Here is a 19,708-nt window from a genome sequence, read left to right on the forward strand (position 1 = left end):
GGGCTCTACAAGACCGAGTGCGTGAAGATCGACGGCCCGTTCCGGACCGCCGACGAGCTCGAGCTCGCCACCCTGTCATGGGTGCACTGGTTCAACGAGAACCGGCTCCACTCCTCGATCGACTACCAGACACCCCTCGAGGCCGAGCAGCAGTACTACCGTCAGAACAACCCCCGACAGCAGCCGCTGCCGGGAGAACTCGCCCTCCACTAAACCCGGGGCGATTCACTTGCCCGTTCGCGATCGTCGTCGGTCCGCCTGTGGCGTGGGGCTGGATGTGGTCGAGGTGGCGGATGGGTGCGCCGCAGCCGCGGCAGTCCCGGTCGCGCGCCACGATCGCCCGTCGGGTGGCGCCGGTGAACCGCCGCCGGGTGGCGTCCACTGCCGTGATCTCGCCGCTGATCGGGTCGGTGAACAGCCGCCGGATCCACCGCGCCGCCTCCTCGGCCCCGCTGGCGAGGGCGATGTCGCGGGCGATCACCGCGGGAATCGGGTGCTCGCCGATCCAGCCACACTCCCCACCGGTCGGGCGTGCCTCGGCATCACCGGGCTCCGCGGACTGCGGGGGCAGGAGGGTGCCGGCGGGCATGACGAGCTGGACCTCGCCCGGGATCAGCTCGGGTGAGGCGTACCCGGTGAGGCGGTGCAGGAGCTCGTCGGCCATGATCGCGCCGCGGGACCGCTCATCACCGGCGGCCTTGAGAGTGTCGGCGTGCTGGGACAGGGCGGCGTAGGCGGCGACGCCGTCCTTGACCGGCAGCAGCGCGCTGAGATACACCATCGCATCCGGCGCCGGCCGGAGCGTGACGCAGCGATCCGCCTCGGCCATCCGGATGCGCCGCACCACCGACTCGGCGTCAACTTTCGCGGCCTCCGCGCGGGCGGTCGCCGCCGCGCGTGTCGGGCTCATCCCACCGAGCCGCCCGGCGAGCTTCTCATCCACCACCGCCCGGTCCTCGGCCATCAGGCACACGGTCTCCCGGGCGACGTTCTGCGCGGCCTGCTCGCCGATCGCGGCGCCGGTCAGCAGCGCGAGGGTCCGCGGGAGCTCGCGGACGAGGCCCTTGGCGAGGGCGAGGTCGTTCGCGGCCCGCCACGGCGACACGCCGCGAGCGAGGGCGACCTGCTCGGCGATGCCCTTGCCGGCATCCGCCCGGCTCGCACCCGCCGCGAGGGCCGCGCCGCGGACGGAGGTGTCGAACGCGACCTGCACGTGCGCCTCGACCGCGGCCACCGCCGCCCGCAGCCGCCGCAGATCACCGAGCATGTCGATCAGGCCCGCATCACTCACGCTGCCCAGACCCCGGTCGGTCGTGTCCGCAGCCGCATCCGCCGTGCCGGCCGCCGGCCACGCATAGACCGCCGGGGCGGCCGTGTCCGCTGCATCCGCCGTGCCGGCCGGCGCCGCCGCGGCGTCGAGGGCGAGCTGCTGCACCGCCAGCCACGCGCCGCGCACCACCGCCACCGGCGAGGCCACGTCGGCTCCCGGGTCCGTCACGGGCGGGCTGCTGATCATGCCCCTGACTCTACGGACCGGCACCGACAAGATTTGGGTACCAGAATCCCGCTGCAGCAGGGATCTGTGCACAACCGGTTTTCTGTGGACGACCACCGCGCGCACCGGCGACATTGTCGGCTCCCGGCGTCTCGACGTCGCTCGCCCCAGGGGGCTCGCTCGCTCGACGACCAAGAGGAGAGTCGCTCGACGACCGAGACAAGGGCCCTCAAGGTGCGGACCTGTGCAGCGTCTGGCGTGCGGAACCAGGCACCTAGGCCCAGGCCGCCACGTCGCTCGCCCCCCGGGGGCCCGCTCGGCCACTGTGCGCACTGGCGACATTGTCGGCTCCCGGCGTCTCGACATCGCTCGCCCCAAGGGGGCTCGCTCGCTCGACGACCAAAGAAAAACGGCCCGCTCGGCCACCAAAAGGAGAGTCGCTCGAGAACCAGGAAGAGGGTGGCTCGACGTCCACAAAAGGGCCCGCTCGAGGTGCCGACCTGTGCAGCGTCTGGGGTGCGGAACCCGGCACCTAGGCCGAAGCCCGTCACGGTGCTCGACCAACGTGAAGCGGCGGGGCGACGGGGGGCGTGTCTCGGTGTTGCGTCAGTGAGCCCGGGCCGAGGAACGAAGCCGGCGTGCGGTGCGTCCCACGCCGGGGCGCGCTCGAAAGCAGCGATCGTCGCGGCATGGCGCATGACGAGCAGGTCATGTCCGATTACTGTTAAGTGCGAGCGCACCCCGAACGCCCCCTCAGCCCCGAGCAGCAGAAGAACAGGATCGTCATGACGCACCCCAATACTGGTTCGAACCCCAGCCAGGACCCCGGCTTCAACCAGGGGTACCAGTCGCCGAGCACGGGCGGGCAGCCGACCAGCGGCGCCTGGAACGCGCAGGGGCCGGCGACCGGCGGCCAGCCGGCGTACGGCCAGCAGCACGACGCCCAGCAGCACGACGCCCAGGCGCCGACCACCGGCGCGCAGCCGGCCTACGGCCAGCAGTACGACGCGCAGGCGCCCACCACCGGCTCGCACCAGGCGTACGGCCAGCCGCAGGGCTACGAGCAGCCGCAGGGCTACGGCCGGCCGGCGTACGGCCAGCAGGGCTACCCGCAGCAGGGCTACGGCCAGCAGGGCTACGGGCAGCAGGGCTACGGCCAGCAGGGCTACGGCCAGCCGCAGTACGGGGCCCAGCAGGGCTACGGGCAGCAGCAGTACGGCGGCTTCCCCGCCGCGCCGCAGGCGTACGGGCAGGCCACGTCGGGCCAGCGTCCCGGGACGGCGACCACCGCCGGTGTGCTCGGCTTCATCTTCGGGAGCTTCGGCATTCTGGGGTACGGGTGGATTCTGATCGCCCTGACCGGCGCAACCGAGTCCGGCGGCCAGGGAATGTTCGGTGACGCCCAGTCGGGTATCGCGAGCGCGTTCCTGTGGATCTGGGTCCTCGGCGGCCTCGCGGCCGCGGTGCTCGTCTTCATCGGCGCCATCCAGCTGATGGGCGGCAAGACCAACAAGCCGATCGTCATCTCTGCGATCGTCTACATCGCAGCGCAGCTGTGCTTCTTGATCGCGATGCTCGTCGGCACGGGCGGTCAGGTCCCAATCGGGACGATGATCGTCTCGTTCGTCGTGTCGTGCCTGTTCGCCGGTCTGGTCCTGTTCCTGGCCAAGAGCAAGGACGTCGAGAAGTGGCTCGCCCGCAAGACCGCGGCGCGCGCTGCCGGCTACGAGGACTAGCCACCCCGCTCCGCCACTGCAGCCGCGCCCGATCCGGGCGCGGCTGCAGTCGTCTGCACCGAGGTTGCGAGAATGGATGCCATGTCACCGCAAACCCCCACCGAGCGCGTCCCCGCGGAACGCTCGGCCCTGGATCCCGCCGTCGCCGCGCGCCTCAAGAGGGACCGCGACGGCCTGGTCGCGGCCGTCGTCCAGCAGCACGGCACCGGCGAGGTGCTCATGATGGGCTGGATGGACGACGAGGCGCTGCATCGCACGCTGACGACCGGCCGCGCGACGTACTGGTCGCGCAGCCGCCAGGAGTACTGGGTCAAGGGCGAGACCTCGGGGCACGCCCAGCACGTGCGGGCGGTCGCGCTCGACTGTGACGGCGACGCGCTGCTGGTGACCGTCGACCAGACCGGGCCGGCGTGCCACACCGGCGATCACACCTGCTTCGACTCGGGATCGCTCGAGGTGCTTTCGTGAGCCGGATCGGCGCGGTCAGCCCCACCCGCGAGGAGTTCGCCGCCAAGGTCGCCACGCACCGCGTCATCCCGGTGACCCGCACGCTGCTCGCCGACGGCGAGAGCCCGGTCGGCGTGTACCGCAAGCTGGCGGGGGGTGTCGGGACCTTCCTGCTCGAGTCCGCCGAGCGCGGGCACAGCTGGTCGCGGTACTCCTTCGTCGGCGTCCGCGCGACCGCCACGCTGACGGAGCGCGACGGGAAGGCCGTGTGGACGGGATCGCCCCCGGCCGGGGTGCCGACCGACGGCGACGTGCTCGACGTGCTCGCGCAGACGTGGCGCGGCATCCGGTCCCCGCGCGATCCGGGGCTGCCGGCGCTCGCGGGCGGCCTGGTCGGCTACCTCGGCTACGACATCGCGACGCTGATCGAGCCGGTCGGTGACACGGCCGTCGACGACCTCGGGGTGCCGATGCTCTCGATGCTGCTGGTCTCCGACCTGGCGGTGGTCGATCATCACGACGGCACCGTGATGCTGGTGGCCACGGAGTTCGTCTCCCCGGACATGTCCGCCGAGGCCGTCGACGCGGCGTACGACGACGCGCTCGCCCGGCTCGAGAAGATGGCCGCCGACCTGGCGCGTCCGGTGCCGGCGGCGCTGTTCGAGGAGTCGGACACCGGCGACCGGGAGGTGCGGTCGCGGACCCCGGAGGGCCAGTACCAGCCCGCCGTCCGCAGGGCGTTGCAGCACGTCGTCGACGGCGACGTGTTCCAGGTGCAGATCAGCCAGCGCTTCGAGGTCGACACGGAGGCCGAGGCGCTCGACGTCTACCGGGTGCTGCGGCTGCTGAACCCCTCGCCGTACATGTACCTTGTGCGGGTCGACGGCTTCGACATCGTCGGCTGCTCGCCCGAGGCGCTCGTCACCGTCGAGGACGGCGAGGCAGTGCTGCACCCGATCGCCGGCACGCGCAAGCGCGGGGACACCCCCGAGCGGGACCAGGCGCTGGCCGACGAGCTCGTCAACGACCCGAAGGAGCGCGCCGAGCACGTGATGCTGGTCGACCTGGCGCGCAACGACCTCGGTCGGGTGTGTGCGCCCGGGACCGTGCAGGTCACCGAGCTCGGCGCGGTCGAGCGCTACAGCCACGTGTGGCACATCGTCTCGACGGTGACCGGAGAGGTGGCCGCCGGCAAGGACGCGTTCGACGTCCTGCTGTCGTGCTTCCCGGCCGGGACGCTGACCGGCGCGCCCAAGGTCCGCGCCATGCAGATCATCGACGACCTCGAGCCGGTGCGCCGCGGGATCTACGGCGGCGCGGTCGGCTACCTGTCCGCCGCCGGCGACCTCGACATGGCGATCTGCATCCGCACCGCACTGCTGAAGGACGGCAAGGCATACGTGCAGTCGGCCGGGGGAGTGGTGGCCGACTCGCTGCCGCACCTGGAGGAGCTCGAGACGCAGAACAAGGCGCGCGCCGCGCTGACCGCGGTGCAGACCGCCTCACGGCTGCGCGCCGCCGTACGCCCGTGACGGCGGCCGGAGGCGATCGCGGCCCCTCCGCCGCGCGCGGCGAGGTCGGCGGCGCGACCCGTAGCGGCTCGTCCAAGAGCGCGCTGGGCAGCGTGGTGTTGCTGCTCGTCGCGGCCGGGGCCGCGCTGCTGTGGTCCTCGAGCCTGGTCTGGGATGCCCGCCAGGTGGCCCGCGCCGCACCGCTCCCACCGGTGGTGTACTCGATCGCGGGCTCGACCGCCGTGCCCATGACGGTGGCGCTCGGCCTCGTCGCGCTGGCCGCCGTGGTCGCCGTCCTCGCCGCCGGCACCCTCGGGCGCCGGATCGTCGGCGGCGCGGTGGCCGCGGTGAGCATCTGGACGCTCGTGCAGCTCGTCGGCTGGAGCGGCGCCTCGCCGGCGCAGCGGATCGCCGTCCTGCAGGACGACGGCATCAAGCACGGGATCGGCAGCGCCCCGCAGACCGGTGCGCTCGCGGTGCCGATCGGGTACGCCGGCGTCCTGCTGGCGCTCGCGGCCGCGGCCGTCCTGCTGGTGCGGGCCGGCGCGTTGCCGCGGATGGGCAGCAAGTACGAGCGGGGGACGGCACGGACGGCTCGCCCGGGCAGCACCGACCCCGCGGCGCAGGACCGGGACATGTGGTCCCGCCTCGATCGCGGCGAGGACCCCACCGACTGACCCGCGGCCCGTCTCCCGCACCGGCCCGTTGTGTTGTGACGAGTCCGGGCGACGACGCCCGAAGTCGCAACAACGTAACGGGCCGGGTCCATCGCAGGATGCGGCGGCCGCGGCAGTGACCTGCCCGACAGCAGCCGCCGCGCGAGTTTGGCGACCTGCGGCCTGGGTACGGGGTTGGCTGCACGCCCGGCGTCCGCGCTCCGCGGTCGGGGACGTGCGCGCGAGGGATGTGACCGAGACCGCGAGGAGTGAGCGATGGCCCAGCAACCGGTGCACGACTACGAGAAGCTTCCCGAGGGCGACGTACTCAGGATGCTGGCCGAGCAGCACAAGAGGATCAAGAAGCTGTTCGCCGCGGTCGACGCCGCCGAGGGGACCGACAAGCAAGACGCGTTCGACGAGCTGCGCAGGTTGCTCGCCGTCCACGAGGTGGCCGAGGAGATGGTGCTGCGTCCCACCACCACGTCCACCGAGGACACGTCGCGAATGCGCGCAACAAGGAGGAGGCGGAGGCCACCAAGATCCTTGCGCAGCTCGAGGAGATGGGCGTCGACGCCGCCGGGTGGACGGCGACCTTCACCACGCTGCGGCACGCCGTCGAGCAGCACGCCGAGCACGAGGAGACGCTGGAGTTCCCGCTCCTGCTGAACGGCTGCGGTCCCGCCGAACGAAAGGCGATGGGCCTGCGGCTGAACACGGTGAAAAGCTTCGCGCCCACGCACCCGCACCCGTCCACCGCCGGCTCGCCGCTAGCGAACTGGCTGGTCGGGCCGTACGTCTCCCTGATGGACCGGGTGCGCGATGTCTTCAGCAGCACGGACAAGTAAGGCGCTCCTCGCCGGTCTCGGGCTCGTGCTGGCTTCCGGGTGCGCTCGCGCCGACACCGACCTCGAGCGGACCGCCGCCACGTTCAGCGAGAGCGCCGCGAACGACCCGGTGAGCGCCTGCGCGCTGCTCGCGCCGAAGACGCGACAGGAGCTCGAGTCCGAGCGCAACGAGCCGTGCGACAGCGCGATCGCCGGCGTCGCCCTGCCCCGCGGTGGAGCGGTCGTGCGCTCGGAGGTCGCCGGGCACTCCGGCCAGGTGGTGCTTCGCGGCGACACGGTGTTCCTGTCGTTGTTCGACGACGGATGGAAGGTCACCGCCGCGGGGTGCCGACCTCAGGACGCGTCGCACGACCTCCCCTACGACTGCTCTGTGAAAGGTGGATGAGGGATGCGCAGAGTGTTCTGGGGCTACCTCGTCTTCATCGCCGTCGGCCTCGCGTGGTTCATCGCGATGGGGCTGATGAGCCGATGAGCACCGTGACGCACGATCGCTCCGGGGCTCGGCGCTCCTGGCTGCGCGAGAGCTCCTTGTCGCTGGTCTTCGGCGTGCTGCTGCTGGCCACGCTCCTCGCGCAGTCATTCGTCGGCTTGGCCGGCTACAACGAGACCGCGGCGGAGTCCGGCCTGCAGCAGATCTCCTGGCTGCGCTACGTCGCGTCCTCGTCCTTCGCCGTGGACGTCGCCGAGAACTGGCAGTCGGAGTACCTGCAGTTCACGCTGTTCATCCTGTTGACCGTCTGGCTGGTGCAGCGCGGGTCGTCGCAATCGAAGCAGCCGGGGCAGGAGGGCCGCCAGAGCGACGAGGATCAGCTCGTCGGGGAGTTCGCGAAAGAGGACAGCCCACGTTGGGCGAGAGCCGGCGGCTGGCGCACGGCGCTTTTCTCCCGTTCCTTGATCACGGTCATGACGGTGATCTTCGTGCTGTGCTGGCTGGCGCAGGCCGTCGCCGGACGTGTCGCCTACAACGAGGAGCAGCTGCGCGATTTCATCGACCCGGTGACGTTCTGGCAGTACCTCGGTTCGTCCGACTTCTGGAGCCGCACCCTGCAGAACTGGCAGTCGGAGCTGCTGGCGGTCGGATCGATGACCGTCTTCACGATCTACCTGCGCGAACGCGGATCCCCGGAGTCCAAGAAGGTCGGTGCGCCGACGCGGAGACCTCGAGCGACTGACCGCGACCCGGCGCGCGGACGCTGGCTACTCGGCGAGCTCGCCGGCCTCGAGGTGCAGGGTGCGGGCCGGCTTGTGCGGCAGCAGCAACGGCAGGCGGCGGGCGTTCAGCGGCGACACGACCCCGGCGAGCTCGTCGACGGTGAACCAGTCGGCGCGGCGGATCTCGCGCGGGTCGTAGACCAGCCGATCCAGCAGCCCGCTGTCGTGCTCACCGCCGTCGTAGAGCACCTCGATGGCGTCGCTCCAGCCGAGGTACGGCGGCAGCCAGTCGAGCGCCAGCAGGCGGCCGGTCTGGATGTCGATGCCGATCTCCTCCTTGACCTCGCGCCGGGCCGCGAGCACCGGCGACTCGCCGTCCTCGACGATGCCGCCGGGCAGCTCCCAGTCCTTCTTGAACGTCGTCTGGCACAGCAGCACCCGCCCGTCGGGGTCGGTCATCACGACGTGCGAGATGAGCCGCTTGAGCGGCATCACCGAGTCCAGCATGAAGGTGAACCCGCCGGCCGAGTCCGGCGCCGGATCCGCGGCCAGGCTCGCGAACAGCGCCCCGTCGCGCAGCCCGCCGCCGCGCGAGAGACCCCCGCGCAGGATGCCCTCGCGGCGCAGCCCGGTGCGCATCGCCACCTGCGTCTCGCGGCGGTCGTCATGGTCGATGACGACCTCCACCCGGCTCACGCCGTGGCGGCCGTACAACGCGTCGATCAGCGCGCGGATCGCGTGGGCGGTCGTGCTCACTGGCGCGTCGGCGAGCTCCCAGTGCAGCCGGGCCACCGACTCGTCGCGCACCTCGATGCGGCAGACCCCCAGGCGGACGCCGTGCTCGCTGAGCTCGACGACCGGCTCCGCGCCGGCGCGCCGCTCGATCCGCACGTCCCCGGCCGTCTGGGCGAGCTGCGACCAGTCCACGTGTGAATCCCTTCGGACGGCGATAGCACCTTGTCTACCAGAGCCAGAGAGACGGGGGCGTGACACGGGCGCCGGAGGCGGTGACTACTGTTTTAGTCCACGACAGGTAATGAGGGGAGCCAGGTGACCGTTCTCGACGACATCATCGCAGGAGTGCGCGAGGACGTCGCGGCTCGGCAGGCCCATGTCTCCCTCGACGAGCTGAAGAGGCGCTGCCGCGCCGTACCCGACGCGCTCGACGCGTACTCGGCGCTCAACCGCGACGGCGTGGCCGTCATTGCCGAGGTCAAGCGGGCCAGCCCGTCCGCCGGGCCGCTCGCCGACATCGGCGACCCGGCCGCGCTCGCCGCGGAGTACGAAGCCGGCGGCGCCCGCGCGATCAGCGTGCTCACCGAGCAGCGCCGCTTCGGCGGGTCGCTCGACGACCTCGCCGCGGTCCGCAAGGCGGTCTCCATCCCGGTGCTGCGCAAGGACTTCGTGGTCTCGTCGTACCAGGTGCACGAGGCGCGGGCGTACGGCGCCGACATCGTGCTGCTGATCGTGGCGGCGCTGAACCAGGACACCCTCGTCGGGCTGCGCGAGCGCGTCGAGTCCCTCGGGATGACGGCGCTGGTCGAGGTGCACGACGAGCAGGAGGCCGACCGCGCGCTGCAGGCCGGTGCGTCGGTCATCGGGGTCAACGCCCGCAACCTGAAGACCCTCGAGGTCGACCGCGCCACCTTCGAGCGCATCGGCCCCGGGCTGCCGAGCAACGTCGTGAAGATCGCCGAGTCGGGCGTGCGCGACGCCCGCGACCTGATCGCCTACGCCAAGGCCGGGGCGGACGCCGTCCTGGTCGGCCAGGGGCTCGTCACCGCCGGCGACCCGCGGCAGGCGGTCGCCGCCCTGGTCACCGCCAGTGAGCACCCCTCGACCCCCGGGAGCTGCAGATGATCACCGGCAACGCGGTCCCAGACAGCCGCGGCTACTACGGGGAGTTCGGCGGCCGGTTCATCCCGGAGGCGCTCGTCGCCGCGATCGACCAGCTCACCGAGTTCTACGAGAAGGCCAAGGTCGACCCCGAGTTCCTCGCCGAGTACGACGCGCTGCTGCGCAACTACGCCGGCCGCCCGAGCCGGCTCTACCACGCCGAGCGGCTGTCCGCCGAGCTCGGCTGCCGCGTGCTGCTCAAGCGCGAGGACCTCAACCACACCGGCGCGCACAAGATCAACAACGTCCTCGGCCAGGCGCTGCTGACGAAGAAGATGGGCAAGACGCGCGTCATCGCCGAGACCGGCGCCGGCCAGCACGGGGTCGCCACGGCGACCGCGGCCGCCCTGATGGGCCTGGAGTGCACCGTCTACATGGGCGAGGTCGACACCGACCGCCAGTCGCTCAACGTCGCGCGCATGCGGCTGCTCGGCGCCGAGGTCGTCGCCGTCCGCTCCGGCTCGCGCACCCTCAAGGACGCGATGAACGAGGCGTTCCGCGACTGGGTCGCCAGCGTCGACACCACGCACTACTGCATCGGCTCGGTGGGCGGCCCGCACCCGTTCCCGATGCTGGTGCGCGACTTCAACTCCGTGGTCGGGGAGGAGGCGCGCCAGCAGTGCATCGAGCAGTACGGCGGGCTGCCGGACGCCGTCCTCGCCTGCGTCGGCGGCGGCTCCAACGCGATCGGCATCTTCGCCGGCTTCCTCGGTGACGAGCAGGTCCGGCTGTACGGCTTCGAGGCGGCCGGCGACGGCGCCGAGACCGACCGCACCGCCGCCACCCTGACCAAGGGCGGCGTCGGCGTCCTGCACGGCTCGCTGTCGTACGTCCTGCAGGACGCCGACGGCCAGACGCTGGAGTCGCACTCGATCTCCGCCGGCCTCGACTACCCGGGCGTCGGCCCCGAGCACGCCTACCTCAAGCAGACCGGGCGCGCCAGCTACCTCCCCGTCACCGACACCGAGGCGATGGACGCCTTCCGGCTGCTGTGCCGCACCGAGGGCATCATCCCGGCGATCGAGTCCTCGCACGCGCTCGCGGGCGCCGTCCGGCTCGCCAAGGAGCTCGGACCCGAGGCGACGCTGCTGGTGAACCTCTCCGGGCGCGGCGACAAGGACGTCGCCACCGCCGGCGAGTGGTTCGACGTGATCGGAGTGACCCGCACCACATGACCGAGCACCGCTCCCTGAGCGACGTCTTCGCCGCCACCCGCGAGGCGAACCGCGCCGCTCTCATCGGCTATCTGCCGGCCGGGTTCCCGTCCCGCAAGCAGAGCGCCGACGCGTTCCGCGCGCTCGTCGACGGCGGCTGCGACATCGTCGAGGTCGGCATGCCGTACAGCGACCCGGTGATGGACGGTCCGACCATCCAGGCCGCGGCCACCAAGGCGCTCGCCGACGGCACCAAGATCGCCGACCTGCTCACGATCGTCGAGGCTATCTCGACGCACGGCGGAGTCCCGGTCGTGATGACCTACTGGGCGCCGGTGACCCGTTACGGGGTCGACGCGTTCGCGCGGGACCTCGCCAACGCGGGCGGCCGCGGCCTGATCACGCCCGACCTGATCCCCGACGAGGCGGGGGAGTGGCTCGTCGCCAGCGAGCAGCACGGCCTCGACCGGATCTTCCTCGTCGCGCCGTCCTCGACCGACGAGCGGCTGGCGATGACGACCAGCAGGTGCAGCGGCTTCGTGTACGCCGCGTCGTCGATGGGCGTCACCGGCGCCCGCGACCAGATCGGCGACCTCGCACCGCGGCTTGTCGAGCGCACCCGGCGGGTCACCGACCTGCCGATCGGCGTCGGGCTCGGCGTGCGCACCCCGGAGCACGTCCGCGAGGTCGCGTCGTACGCCGACGCGGTGATCGTCGGCTCGGCCTTCGTCACCGCCGTCGACCACGACCTGCGGCAGGCCGGAGAGCTGGTCACCGCACTACGAGAGGCCACCGCACGCTCATGACCGTCCTGGCCACCCTGCCCAGCCCGACGCAGAACCAGATCGACGTGTTCGGCATACCGCTGCGCGCCTACGCGTTGTGCATCCTCGCGGGCATCCTGCTGGCCATCTGGCTCAGCAACCGCCGCTGGGTCGCCCGCGGCGGCAAGTCCGGCGAGATCCTCGACCTCGCGCTGTGGGCGGTGCCGTTCGGCATCATCGGCGGCCGCATCTACCACGTGCTCTCCACGCCCGGGCCGTACTTCGGCAAGGGCGGCGATCCGGTGAAGGCGCTGTACATCTGGGAAGGCGGCCTGGGCATCTGGGGAGCCATCGCGCTCGGCGGGGTCGGTGCGTGGATCGGTGCCCGCCGCATGAAGCTGCGCATGACCTCGATCGCCGACACCCTCGCGCCGGGGCTGATCTTCGCCCAGGCCATCGGCCGGCTGGGCAACTGGTTCAACAACGAGCTGTACGGCGGCCCGGACAAGGGGCCTCTCGGCCTGGAGATCCACCAGCTCGACGCCAGCGGCAAGGCGCCCATCGACCCGGCGACGGGCAAGGCCAACGTGATCGGCACCTTCCAGCCGACCTTCCTGTACGAGCTCGTGTGGAACGCGCTGGTCGGCGGCCTGCTGCTGTGGATCGACCGCAGGTACAAGATGGGCCGCGGCCGGCTGTTCGCCGCGTACGTCGCCCTCTACTGCCTGGGCCGGTTCTTCATCGAGAACATGCGCAGCGACTACGCCGTCCACGTGCTCGGTCTGCGGATCAACGTGTGGACCTCGATCATCGTCGGCCTCGGCGCGGTCGCCTACCTGATCGTCGTCAAGGGCACTCGGGAGCCGACCCCGTACACCGACGACCGCCCCGCCTTCGTCACCGCCGACGACGTTTCCGCCACGCCCGACGCGACCCCCTCCACGCCCGACGCGACCTCCTCGACGCCGGAGGGGACCTCCTCCACGCCCGACGCGACCCCCTCCACGCCCGAGGGGACCTCCTCGGCGCCCGAGGGGACCTCCTCCACGCTCGAGGGGACCTCCTCCACGGTCGAGGCGACCTCCTCCACGGTCGTCGAGCGAGCGAGGAACGAGCGACGTCGAGACGCCGCGACCGAGCAGGACGCCGCACCCCGACCGGACACCGCAACCGCGCCACCCGACGAGCGTGACGCCGGCTCCTGAGTGAGCGGCGTCATCCGCTCGCCGAACATCTGGGAGCATCCCGCGGTCTACGAGATCGAGAACCGCGCGGTCGACCCCGACGGGCGGCTGTGGGCGGCGATGACCGCGCGGCATCCCTTGGCCGGGCAGCGGGTGCTCGACGTCGGCTGCGGCACCGGCTTCCATCTGCCCGCGTTCGCGTCCGAGGCCCGCGAGGTGATCGGCGTCGAACCTCATCCGCCACTGGTGGCGGCGGCCCGCCGGCGGACCGCCGGCGATCCCCGGGTGCAGGTCCGCGCCGGGACCGCGCAGCGGCTGCCGGTCGAGACGGCGAGCATCGACGTCGCGCACGCCCGCTGGGCGTACTTCTTCGGGCCCGGCTGCGAGCCGGGCCTCGACGAGCTGCAGCGCGTGATGCGCCGCGGCGGCACGGCCTTCATCATCGACAACGACCTCACGCGCTCGACGTTCGGCCGGTGGTGCCGGCGGGCGTGGCCCGGCTACCGGCCGGGCAGCGTCGAGCGGTTCTTCTCCGGCCACGGCTGGACCCGCGAGCCGGTGGACATGGGCTGGCGGTTCGCGAGCCGCGCCGACCTGGAGCGCGTGGTGCGCATCGAGTTCGCGCCGGCCCTCGCCGAGCAGCTGCTCGCCGAGCATCGGGGGCGCGACGTCGACTACGCCGTCAACCTCTGGTGGAAGCGGTACTGAGCCGTCAAGACCGATATTCAGCGTTGACTTATATAAGTCTGTACGTAGATGATGGTGGCATGCACGCGCTGGACGTCCTGGGGGACCCGGTCCGCCGGCGGATCCTCGAGCTCATCGCCGACGGCGACGTCCCGTCGGGGGCGGTCGCCGAGGCGATCACCGCCGAGTTCGGGATCAGCCAGCCGGCGGTCTCCCAGCACCTGCGCGTGCTGCGCGAGCACGGTTTCGCGACGGTGCGCCCGCAGGGTGCCCGGCGGCTGTACTCCGTGGCGCCGGACGGCGTCCGCGAGGCCAGCGAGTGGCTGACCCCGTTCCAGCGGTTCTGGGCCGGCCCGCTGGCCGCCCTGGAGACCGAGCTTGCCCGCGGCCGGCGGGAACGCCGCCGACCCAGCCCGCCACCGGCCCACGAGGAGCAACCATGATCGACGTACCCGCCCAGATCGACGCCGTCACCCGCGGCCTGCGCACCGAGCAGGTCGATGACGGCAGCCCGCTCACGGTGCAGACCCTGGTCCAGGAGTACCCCGTCGGCATCGCCGACCTGTGGGACGCCGTGACGAGCACCGACCGCATCCCCCGGTGGTTCCTGCCGGTCAGCGGCGACCTGCGGCCGGGTGGCCGCTATCAGCTCCAGGGGAACGCCGGCGGCGAGGTCCTCGAATGCGATCCGCCACGGGACGGCGCGGCGTCCTACCGGGTCACCTGGGAGATGGGCGAGGCGGTCAGCTGGCTGCGGATCCGGCTCGCCGCCGTGGCCGGTGATCGCACCTCGCTGGAGCTCGAGCACACCGCGCGGGCCGCCGACCTGCCCGCCGGCTTCTGGGAGACGTACGGCCCGGGCGCCACCGGCGTCGGCTGGGACGGCGGCCTGCTCGGGCTGGCGCTGCACCTGGGCACCCAGGACGCGGCCCTCGACCCGGCCGACGCCCTCGCGTGGGGGATGACCGACGAGGGCCGGTCGTTCTACCGGGGGTCGGCGGACTCGTGGGCGCAGGCGCACATCAGCGCGGGTGCCGACCGGGCGGCCGCGACCGCGGCGGCCGATCGCACGTACGCCTTCTACACCGGCGAGCCGCCGCAGCCGCAGGCAGGTGACGGCGCGGCCAAGAGTGACTGAACACCCTCGGTGCGCGCTGCTACGCGCCGCCCATCTCTTCTACCCTTGACGGGTGAACAGATGCGCCAAGATCGTGTGTACGCTCGGCCCCGCGAGCGCCAGCCTCGAGCAGATCACTGCCCTGACGGCGGCGGGCATGGACATCGCCCGGATGAACTTCAGCCACGGCACGCACGCCGACCACCAGTCCAACTACGACAACGTGCGCGCTGCGGCGGAGGCCACCGGGCGCACGGTGGGCGTGCTGGCCGATCTGCAGGGACCGAAGATCCGCCTCGGCAAGTTCGCCGACGGCGCGGTGATCTGGACCGAGGGCGACACCGTCGTCATCACCACCGACGAGGACGCCGGCGAGGAGAAGCGGATCGGCACGACCTACCCGCAGCTCGCGCAGGACGTCGAGATCGGCGACCGGCTGCTGATCGACGACGGCAACGTCGCCGTGGTGGTCACCGGCGTCGCCGGGCGTGACGTCCAGGTGCGCGTCGTCGAGGGCGGCACGGTCTCCGACCACAAGGGCCTGTCGCTCCCGGGCGTGAAGGTCAGCGTCCCCGCCCTCAGCGAGAAGGACGCCCGGGACCTGCGGTTCGCGCTACGGCTCGGCGTCGACTTCGTCGCGCTGTCGTTCGTGCGGCACCCCGAGGACGCCGAGCTGGTGCGCGACATCATGCGCGAGGAGGGCCTGGTGGTGCCGGTCATCGCCAAGCTCGAGAAGCCCGAGGCCATCGAGCGGCTCGACGAGATCGTCGAGTCCTTCGACGGGGTCATGGTCGCCCGCGGCGACCTCGGCGTCGAGCTGCCGCTCGAGGAGGTCCCGCTGGTCCAGAAGCGCTCGATCCAGATCGCCCGCGAGAAGGCCAAGCCGGTGATCGTCGCGACCCAGATGCTCGACTCGATGATCACGCACTCCCGCCCGACCCGCGCGGAGGCGTCCGACGTCGCGAACGCCGTCCTCGACGGCGCCGACGCCGTCATGCTGTCGGGGGAGACCAGCGTCGGCCAGTATCCCGTGCAGGCGGTCGAGACGATGGCGCGGATCATCTGCTCGGTCGAGGCCGGTGACATCGACGTCCCGGCGCTGCGCACGCGGCCGCGCACGAACGCCGGCATCATCGCCCGGTCGGCGCGGGACGTGGCCGAGGCGCTGGACGCCGACGCGATCGCGGCGTTCACCCAGAGCGGGGACACCGTGCGCCGGCTGGCGCGGCACCACTCGAAGATCCCGGTGCTCGCCTTCACCCCGGTGCAGAGGGTGCGCAACCAGCTCGCGCTGAGCTGGGGCGTGCGGGCGTTCATCGTCGACCCGGTCGAGCACACCGACGAGATGGTCAAGCAGGTCGACGCGGCGATGCTCGAGCTGGGCGTGCACAACCACGAGGACCTCATCGTGATGGTGGCCGGCAGCCCGCCGGGCAAGGTCGGCTCGACGAACCTCATCCGCCTGCACCGCATCGGCGAGGAGTGACGCCGCTCGGCGAGGAGCGCCGCCGCCCTAGGTGACGTGCAGCAGGCCTTCCTGGGCGGTGGAGGCCACCAGGCGGCCGTCGTGCGACCAGATCTGGCCGAGGGAGAAGCCGCGCGCGCCGCCGCCGGACGGCGAGCCGGACTGGTAGAAGAACCACTCGTCGGCGCGGAACGGGCGGTGGAACCAGACGGCGTGGTCGAGACTCGCGCCCTCCACGTTGTCGCGCATCCACGTCAGGCCGTGGCGGGTCAGCGACGAGTCGAGCAGGGTCATGTCGCTGGCGTACGTCAGCGCGCACAGGTGCAGGAACTTGTCGTCGGGCAGCCGGCCGTCGACCTTCATCCAGATGCGGTTGAGCGGCTCGTCGACGTCCCGGGTCCGCTCCCAGGGCGGTGTCGAGACGTAGCGCAGCTCCACCGGCCGAGGCAGCGTGATGCCCGGGCCGATCTTGTCCTCCTTGCCGGCGACGAGCTCGCGGTAGCTGGGCAGCGACTCCGGCCGCGGCACGTCCGGCATCGGCTCCTGGTGCTCGAACTTGCCCGGCTGCGGCACGGTGAACGACGCCGACAGGGTGAAGATCGCCTTGCCGTGCTGGATCGCCTCCACGTGCCGGGTGGAGAACCGGCGCCCGTCGCGGACCCGCTGCACGATGTAGATGATGGGGATCTCCGGGTCGCCCGGGCGCAGGAAGTAGGAGTGCAGCGAGTGCACCTCCCATTCGGGCCCGACCGTGCGCCCGGCCGCGACCAGCGCCTGCCCGGCGACCTGCCCTCCGAAGGTGCGCTGCAGGGTGACCGCGGGGCTGTGGCCGCGGAACAGGTTCTCCTCGAGCTTCTCCAGGTCGAGCAGCTTCACGAGCATGTCCACCGCGAGCTGACCGTCCTGTCCGGGCGCTGCTGCGTGGCGGAGGGCGGACAGCTCATGGGGTTGCGACATGCCGCAGATCCTATCGAGGGTCCTCCGGCGAGACGTCGCCTAGGCCAGGCCGTCGGCCGCCCGCTGCAGGGCCCGCCAGGTCAGCTCGATGTCCTCCGGCGTCGTCCACACGCCGCCGATGCTGGCCCGGATCACGAAGCGTCCGCCCAGCCTGGTGTGGGTGAGGTAGGCGATGCCCGAGGCGTTGACCGCCTCCATCAGCCCCGCCGTCCGGTCGCCGTCGCGCAGCGCGAAGCAGACCAGCGACAGGGAGCGGGGCAGCGCCAGCTCGAAGCGGGGATCGGCGGTGACGAGCTCCTCGAGCCGCCGGGCCATCGCGATCCCGGAGCGCAGGTGTGCCCGCACGCCGTCCAGCCCGTACGTGCGCAGCACCGCCCACAGCTTCATCGCCCGGAAGCGACGCCCCAGCTGCGGGTGCCAGTCGCGGTAGTCCACGACGGCGCCGCTGTCGGAGGCGGTGTTGCGCAGGTACTCCGGCACGATGCTGAGGGCGCCGGTCAGCGCGGCGCGGTCGCGCACCCAGAACACGGAGCAGTCGAAGGTGGTCAGCAGCCACTTGTGCGGGTTGGTGACCAGCGAGTCGGCGTACTCGTCGACCCCGTCGAGCAGGTCGCGGTGCTCGGGGCAGATGGCCGCGACCCCGGCAAAGGCGGCGTCCACGTGCAGCCAGATGCCGTGCTGCGCGGCGATCTCGCCGATCGCGCGGGTCGGGTCGACGGCGCACGTCGCTGTCGTGCCGACCGCCGAGACGACCATCACCGGCACCACCCCGGCAGCGACGTCCGCCTCGACGGCGGCGCGCAGCTCCTCCGGGCGCATCGCCTGGGTGCCGGGATCGACGGCGATCTGCCGCACGTTCGCGTAGCCGACACCGGTCATCATCGCCGCCTTCAGCAGCGACGAGTGCGCCTCGGTCGAGGCGTACACGGCGTACCGCCGGCCGTCCTGCAGGCCGGTGTCGCGGGCGGTACCGCCGGTGGCGCGGTGCAGCGCCGCCAGCAGCGCGGTCATCGTCGCCGTCGAGGCGGTGTCCTGGATGACGCCGCCGCCGGGGCCGGTGCTGCGCGACCAGTCCCCGAGCCCCATCGCGTCGGCGAGCCAGTCGGTGACGACCTGCTCGATCTCGGTCAGCGCCGGCGACGTCGACCACAGCATGCCCTGGGCGCCGATGCCGCTCGAGACGAGGTCGCCGAGCACCGCCGCCGGAGAGGAGTTCGCCGGGAAGTAGCCGAAGAACCGCGGATGCTGCCAGTGCGTGATGCCCGGCAGGACGACGCGGTCGAGGTCGGCCAGCAACGCGGTGAACGGCTCTCCGACCTCGGGTGCGGACGGCGGCAGAGCGCGCGCGATCGAGCCCGGCGCGGCCTGCGAGAGCACCGGCCGTTCGCCGACCGTCGTCCAGTAGTCCGCGATCCAGTCGATGACGGCATGGCCGTGCCGGCGGAACTCCTCGGGGGTCAGGTGCGGGAGCGGGGGAACGTCCTCAGGCATACCCCCGACGGTAGCCGAGGGCTACTTGCCGGTGAGCAGCTCGCTCGGCACGGCCTGGTCCGCGCGCAACGCGTCGAACAGCGCGGTGGCCTTCTTCGCGTCCCACTTCACCACCGAGCCGACACCGCCGATCGTCGGGGTACTCGCGATCGGGACGGTGGTCGTCACGAGGTCCTTCGACCCCATCGCCGTCCCCATGCCGGCCAGGTGCCAGAGGTGGCAGCCGTCGTCGACGGTCAACGTGCCGGTCGCCTTCAGCGCCAAGGGGATCGACCTGAGCGGGTTGGCCAGCGTGCCGGGGCTGGAGGCCTTGGCCAGCAGCGCGGACAGGAACGTGCGCTGCCGTTCGATCCGGTCGAGGTCGGCGTTCGCGCTGGCGCGCGTACGCACGTACCCGAGGGCCTGCGCGCCGTTCAGCGTCTGGCAGCCGGCCTGCAGGTCCAGGCCGGCCTTCGGGTCCTTCATCGGCTCGTCGATGCACATGTCGACCCCGCCGATCGAGTCGACGACGCCGGCGAACCCGCCGAAGCCGATCTCGGCGTACCGGTCGATGCGCATGCCCGTCAGCCCCTCGACCGTCCGCGCGAGCAGCGGCCCGCCGCCGTAGGCGAAGGCGGCGTTGAGCTTCTGCTGGCCGTGCCCCGGGATGTCGACGAGGGTGTCCCGCGGCAGGCTGATCAGGGTCGGCGCGGCGTTCGAGTCGGGGACGTGCAGCAGCATGATCGTGTCGGTCCGCTTGCCGTTGGCGTCGCCGGTGGCCAGCTCGGTCTTCTGCTGGTCGGTGAGGTCGGCGCGCGAGTCCGAGCCCACCATCAGCCAGGTCGTGCCCGGCGTGCCGGCCGGACGCCCGGAGTAGTCGGCGAGCACGTCCTGGCGGGTCATCGACAGATCGAGGTACGCGGCGAAGCCGACCAAGGCCAGCAGCAGCGCCGCGAGCAGCCACGCGAGAACCCGCCGACCGCGGCGCCGGCGAGCCGGTCGCGGTGCCGGCCCCGTGCTGCGACCGAGCGGCGCACCGTACGGCGCGCCGTGCTGGCCCGGAGCGTCCGGCGGCGCACCGTACCGCGCGCCGTGCTCCATCCCGCGCGGGTCGAGGTACGCCGGCAGCTCGCGGGTGCGCTCGGGATCGTCGTCCGGATACGGCATGG

General features: G+C 72.1%; 20 protein-coding genes and 1 pseudogene. 17 read left to right on the forward strand and 4 right to left on the reverse strand.

The features are described from left to right. Nucleotides 1-21 precede the first annotated feature (21 nt). The 9 genes and pseudogenes from F8A92_RS19350 to F8A92_RS19285 form a co-directional block, all read left to right on the forward strand. Complete coding sequence (locus F8A92_RS19350) at nucleotides 22-213, forward strand: integrase core domain-containing protein (RefSeq protein WP_407643690.1); 192 nt, start codon at nucleotides 22-24, stop codon at nucleotides 211-213. A 2,067-nt stretch (nucleotides 214-2,280) separates the two neighbouring features. After that, entirely contained in the window at nucleotides 2,281-3,231 is a 951-nt protein-coding gene (locus F8A92_RS18605; protein ID WP_194291447.1) for a DUF4064 domain-containing protein, read from the forward strand. Nucleotides 3,232-3,312: 81 nt separating this feature from the next. Continuing rightward, the gene (hisI, locus tag F8A92_RS10475) at nucleotides 3,313-3,699 is read left to right on the forward strand and encodes a phosphoribosyl-AMP cyclohydrolase (RefSeq protein WP_153505110.1); all 387 of its coding nucleotides are present in this window, start codon (nucleotides 3,313-3,315) and stop codon (nucleotides 3,697-3,699) included. Continuing rightward, nucleotides 3,696-5,210 carry an anthranilate synthase component I gene (locus F8A92_RS10480; RefSeq protein WP_228389358.1) on the forward strand — a complete coding sequence of 505 codons (1,515 nt, stop codon included), beginning with the start codon at nucleotides 3,696-3,698 and terminating at the stop codon, nucleotides 5,208-5,210. The genes hisI and F8A92_RS10480 overlap by 4 nt, the downstream gene beginning before the upstream one ends. Further along, nucleotides 5,207-5,866 carry a Trp biosynthesis-associated membrane protein gene (locus F8A92_RS10485; RefSeq protein ID WP_153505111.1) on the forward strand — a complete coding sequence of 220 codons (660 nt, stop codon included), beginning with the start codon at nucleotides 5,207-5,209 and terminating at the stop codon, nucleotides 5,864-5,866. The genes F8A92_RS10480 and F8A92_RS10485 overlap by 4 nt, the downstream gene beginning before the upstream one ends. A 312-nt stretch (nucleotides 5,867-6,178) precedes the next feature. After that, nucleotides 6,179-6,514 carry a hemerythrin domain-containing protein gene (locus F8A92_RS19355; protein WP_407643691.1) on the forward strand — a complete coding sequence of 112 codons (336 nt, stop codon included), beginning with the start codon at nucleotides 6,179-6,181 and terminating at the stop codon, nucleotides 6,512-6,514. Next, entirely contained in the window at nucleotides 6,409-6,693 is a 285-nt protein-coding gene (locus F8A92_RS19030; protein WP_228389359.1) for a hemerythrin domain-containing protein, read from the forward strand. The genes F8A92_RS19355 and F8A92_RS19030 overlap by 106 nt, the downstream gene beginning before the upstream one ends. Beyond that, the gene (locus F8A92_RS10495; protein ID WP_228389360.1) at nucleotides 6,668-7,078 is read left to right on the forward strand and encodes a hypothetical protein; all 411 of its coding nucleotides are present in this window, start codon (nucleotides 6,668-6,670) and stop codon (nucleotides 7,076-7,078) included. Before F8A92_RS19030 ends, F8A92_RS10495 begins: the two co-directional genes overlap by 26 nt. An 83-nt stretch (nucleotides 7,079-7,161) precedes the next feature. Continuing rightward, nucleotides 7,162-7,836, forward strand: a pseudogene (locus F8A92_RS19285) (DUF6766 family protein); the annotation flags it as partial. 54 nt (nucleotides 7,837-7,890) lie between these two features. Here the strand turns inward: F8A92_RS19285 and F8A92_RS10500 are convergent. After that, nucleotides 7,891-8,772: an NUDIX domain-containing protein gene (locus tag F8A92_RS10500; protein ID WP_153505112.1), complete on the reverse strand. Its 882-nt coding sequence runs from the start codon at nucleotides 8,770-8,772 to the stop codon at nucleotides 7,891-7,893. Between the two features lie 123 nt (nucleotides 8,773-8,895). On the opposite strand from F8A92_RS10500, the gene trpC reads away from it, so the two are divergent. Genes trpC through pyk form a run of 8 tightly spaced genes read left to right on the forward strand, consistent with a single transcriptional unit; the run spans nucleotide 8,896 to nucleotide 16,133 of the window. Next, nucleotides 8,896-9,705, forward strand: coding sequence for an indole-3-glycerol phosphate synthase TrpC (gene trpC / locus F8A92_RS10505; protein WP_153505113.1), 810 nt, complete (start codon nucleotides 8,896-8,898; stop codon nucleotides 9,703-9,705). Next, nucleotides 9,702-10,916: a tryptophan synthase subunit beta gene (gene trpB, locus F8A92_RS10510; RefSeq protein ID WP_153505114.1), complete on the forward strand. Its 1,215-nt coding sequence runs from the start codon at nucleotides 9,702-9,704 to the stop codon at nucleotides 10,914-10,916. Before trpC ends, trpB begins: the two co-directional genes overlap by 4 nt. After that, nucleotides 10,913-11,701, forward strand: coding sequence for a tryptophan synthase subunit alpha (trpA, locus tag F8A92_RS10515; RefSeq protein WP_153505115.1), 789 nt, complete (start codon nucleotides 10,913-10,915; stop codon nucleotides 11,699-11,701). Before trpB ends, trpA begins: the two co-directional genes overlap by 4 nt. Continuing rightward, complete coding sequence (gene lgt / locus F8A92_RS10520) at nucleotides 11,698-12,864, forward strand: prolipoprotein diacylglyceryl transferase (protein ID WP_153505116.1); 1,167 nt, start codon at nucleotides 11,698-11,700, stop codon at nucleotides 12,862-12,864. The genes trpA and lgt overlap by 4 nt, the downstream gene beginning before the upstream one ends. Then, a complete protein-coding gene (locus F8A92_RS10525) occupies nucleotides 12,865-13,551 on the forward strand; it encodes a class I SAM-dependent methyltransferase (protein ID WP_153505117.1) in 687 nt (228 codons plus the stop codon). Nucleotides 13,552-13,610: 59 nt separating this feature from the next. Next, entirely contained in the window at nucleotides 13,611-13,973 is a 363-nt protein-coding gene (locus tag F8A92_RS10530; protein WP_153505118.1) for an ArsR/SmtB family transcription factor, read from the forward strand. Continuing rightward, nucleotides 13,970-14,668: an SRPBCC domain-containing protein gene (locus tag F8A92_RS10535; protein ID WP_153505119.1), complete on the forward strand. Its 699-nt coding sequence runs from the start codon at nucleotides 13,970-13,972 to the stop codon at nucleotides 14,666-14,668. The genes F8A92_RS10530 and F8A92_RS10535 overlap by 4 nt, the downstream gene beginning before the upstream one ends. A 52-nt stretch (nucleotides 14,669-14,720) precedes the next feature. Further along, nucleotides 14,721-16,133 carry a pyruvate kinase gene (gene pyk, locus F8A92_RS10540; RefSeq protein ID WP_153505120.1) on the forward strand — a complete coding sequence of 471 codons (1,413 nt, stop codon included), beginning with the start codon at nucleotides 14,721-14,723 and terminating at the stop codon, nucleotides 16,131-16,133. Between the two features lie 27 nt (nucleotides 16,134-16,160). On the opposite strand, the gene F8A92_RS10545 is transcribed toward pyk, so the two are convergent. Genes F8A92_RS10545 through F8A92_RS10555 form a run of 3 tightly spaced genes read right to left on the reverse strand, consistent with a single transcriptional unit; the run spans nucleotide 16,161 to nucleotide 19,706 of the window. After that, nucleotides 16,161-17,069, reverse strand: coding sequence for an acyl-CoA thioesterase (locus tag F8A92_RS10545; protein ID WP_153505121.1), 909 nt, complete (start codon nucleotides 17,067-17,069; stop codon nucleotides 16,161-16,163). A 39-nt stretch (nucleotides 17,070-17,108) separates the two neighbouring features. Continuing rightward, nucleotides 17,109-18,560: a pyridoxal phosphate-dependent decarboxylase family protein gene (locus tag F8A92_RS10550; RefSeq protein ID WP_228389361.1), complete on the reverse strand. Its 1,452-nt coding sequence runs from the start codon at nucleotides 18,558-18,560 to the stop codon at nucleotides 17,109-17,111. A gap of 21 nt (nucleotides 18,561-18,581) precedes the next feature. Then, nucleotides 18,582-19,706 (reverse strand): LCP family protein, encoded by a 1,125-nt coding sequence (locus F8A92_RS10555; RefSeq protein ID WP_228389362.1) that lies wholly within the window; start codon nucleotides 19,704-19,706, stop codon nucleotides 18,582-18,584. Nucleotides 19,707-19,708: the final 2 nt, after the last annotated feature.

It is taken from the genome of Cumulibacter manganitolerans (assembly GCF_009602465.1).
In the GTDB taxonomy this organism is placed as follows: domain Bacteria; phylum Actinomycetota; class Actinomycetes; order Mycobacteriales; family Antricoccaceae; genus Cumulibacter; species Cumulibacter manganitolerans.

Bases quoted from the DNA above. Each gene is read 5' to 3' on its own strand.
- trpB (WP_153505114.1), top strand. From the start codon at position 9,702: ATGATCACCGGCAACGCGGTCCCAGACAGCCGCGGCTACTACGGGGAG.
- F8A92_RS10535 (WP_153505119.1), top strand. From the start codon at position 13,970: ATGATCGACGTACCCGCCCAGATCGACGCCGTCACCCGCGGCCTGCGC.
- F8A92_RS10555 (WP_228389362.1), bottom strand. From the start codon at position 19,706: ATGCCGTATCCGGACGACGATCCCGAGCGCACCCGCGAGCTGCCGGCG.
- F8A92_RS19355 (WP_407643691.1), top strand. From the start codon at position 6,179: ATGCTGGCCGAGCAGCACAAGAGGATCAAGAAGCTGTTCGCCGCGGTC.
- F8A92_RS10545 (WP_153505121.1), bottom strand. From the start codon at position 17,069: ATGTCGCAACCCCATGAGCTGTCCGCCCTCCGCCACGCAGCAGCGCCC.
- hisI (WP_153505110.1), top strand. From the start codon at position 3,313: ATGTCACCGCAAACCCCCACCGAGCGCGTCCCCGCGGAACGCTCGGCC.
- F8A92_RS19030 (WP_228389359.1), top strand. From the start codon at position 6,409: ATGGGCGTCGACGCCGCCGGGTGGACGGCGACCTTCACCACGCTGCGG.
- F8A92_RS10550 (WP_228389361.1), bottom strand. From the start codon at position 18,560: ATGCCTGAGGACGTTCCCCCGCTCCCGCACCTGACCCCCGAGGAGTTC.
- F8A92_RS10495 (WP_228389360.1), top strand. From the start codon at position 6,668: ATGTCTTCAGCAGCACGGACAAGTAAGGCGCTCCTCGCCGGTCTCGGG.
- F8A92_RS10530 (WP_153505118.1), top strand. From the start codon at position 13,611: ATGCACGCGCTGGACGTCCTGGGGGACCCGGTCCGCCGGCGGATCCTC.
- F8A92_RS18605 (WP_194291447.1), top strand. From the start codon at position 2,281: ATGACGCACCCCAATACTGGTTCGAACCCCAGCCAGGACCCCGGCTTC.
- lgt (WP_153505116.1), top strand. From the start codon at position 11,698: ATGACCGTCCTGGCCACCCTGCCCAGCCCGACGCAGAACCAGATCGAC.
- trpA (WP_153505115.1), top strand. From the start codon at position 10,913: ATGACCGAGCACCGCTCCCTGAGCGACGTCTTCGCCGCCACCCGCGAG.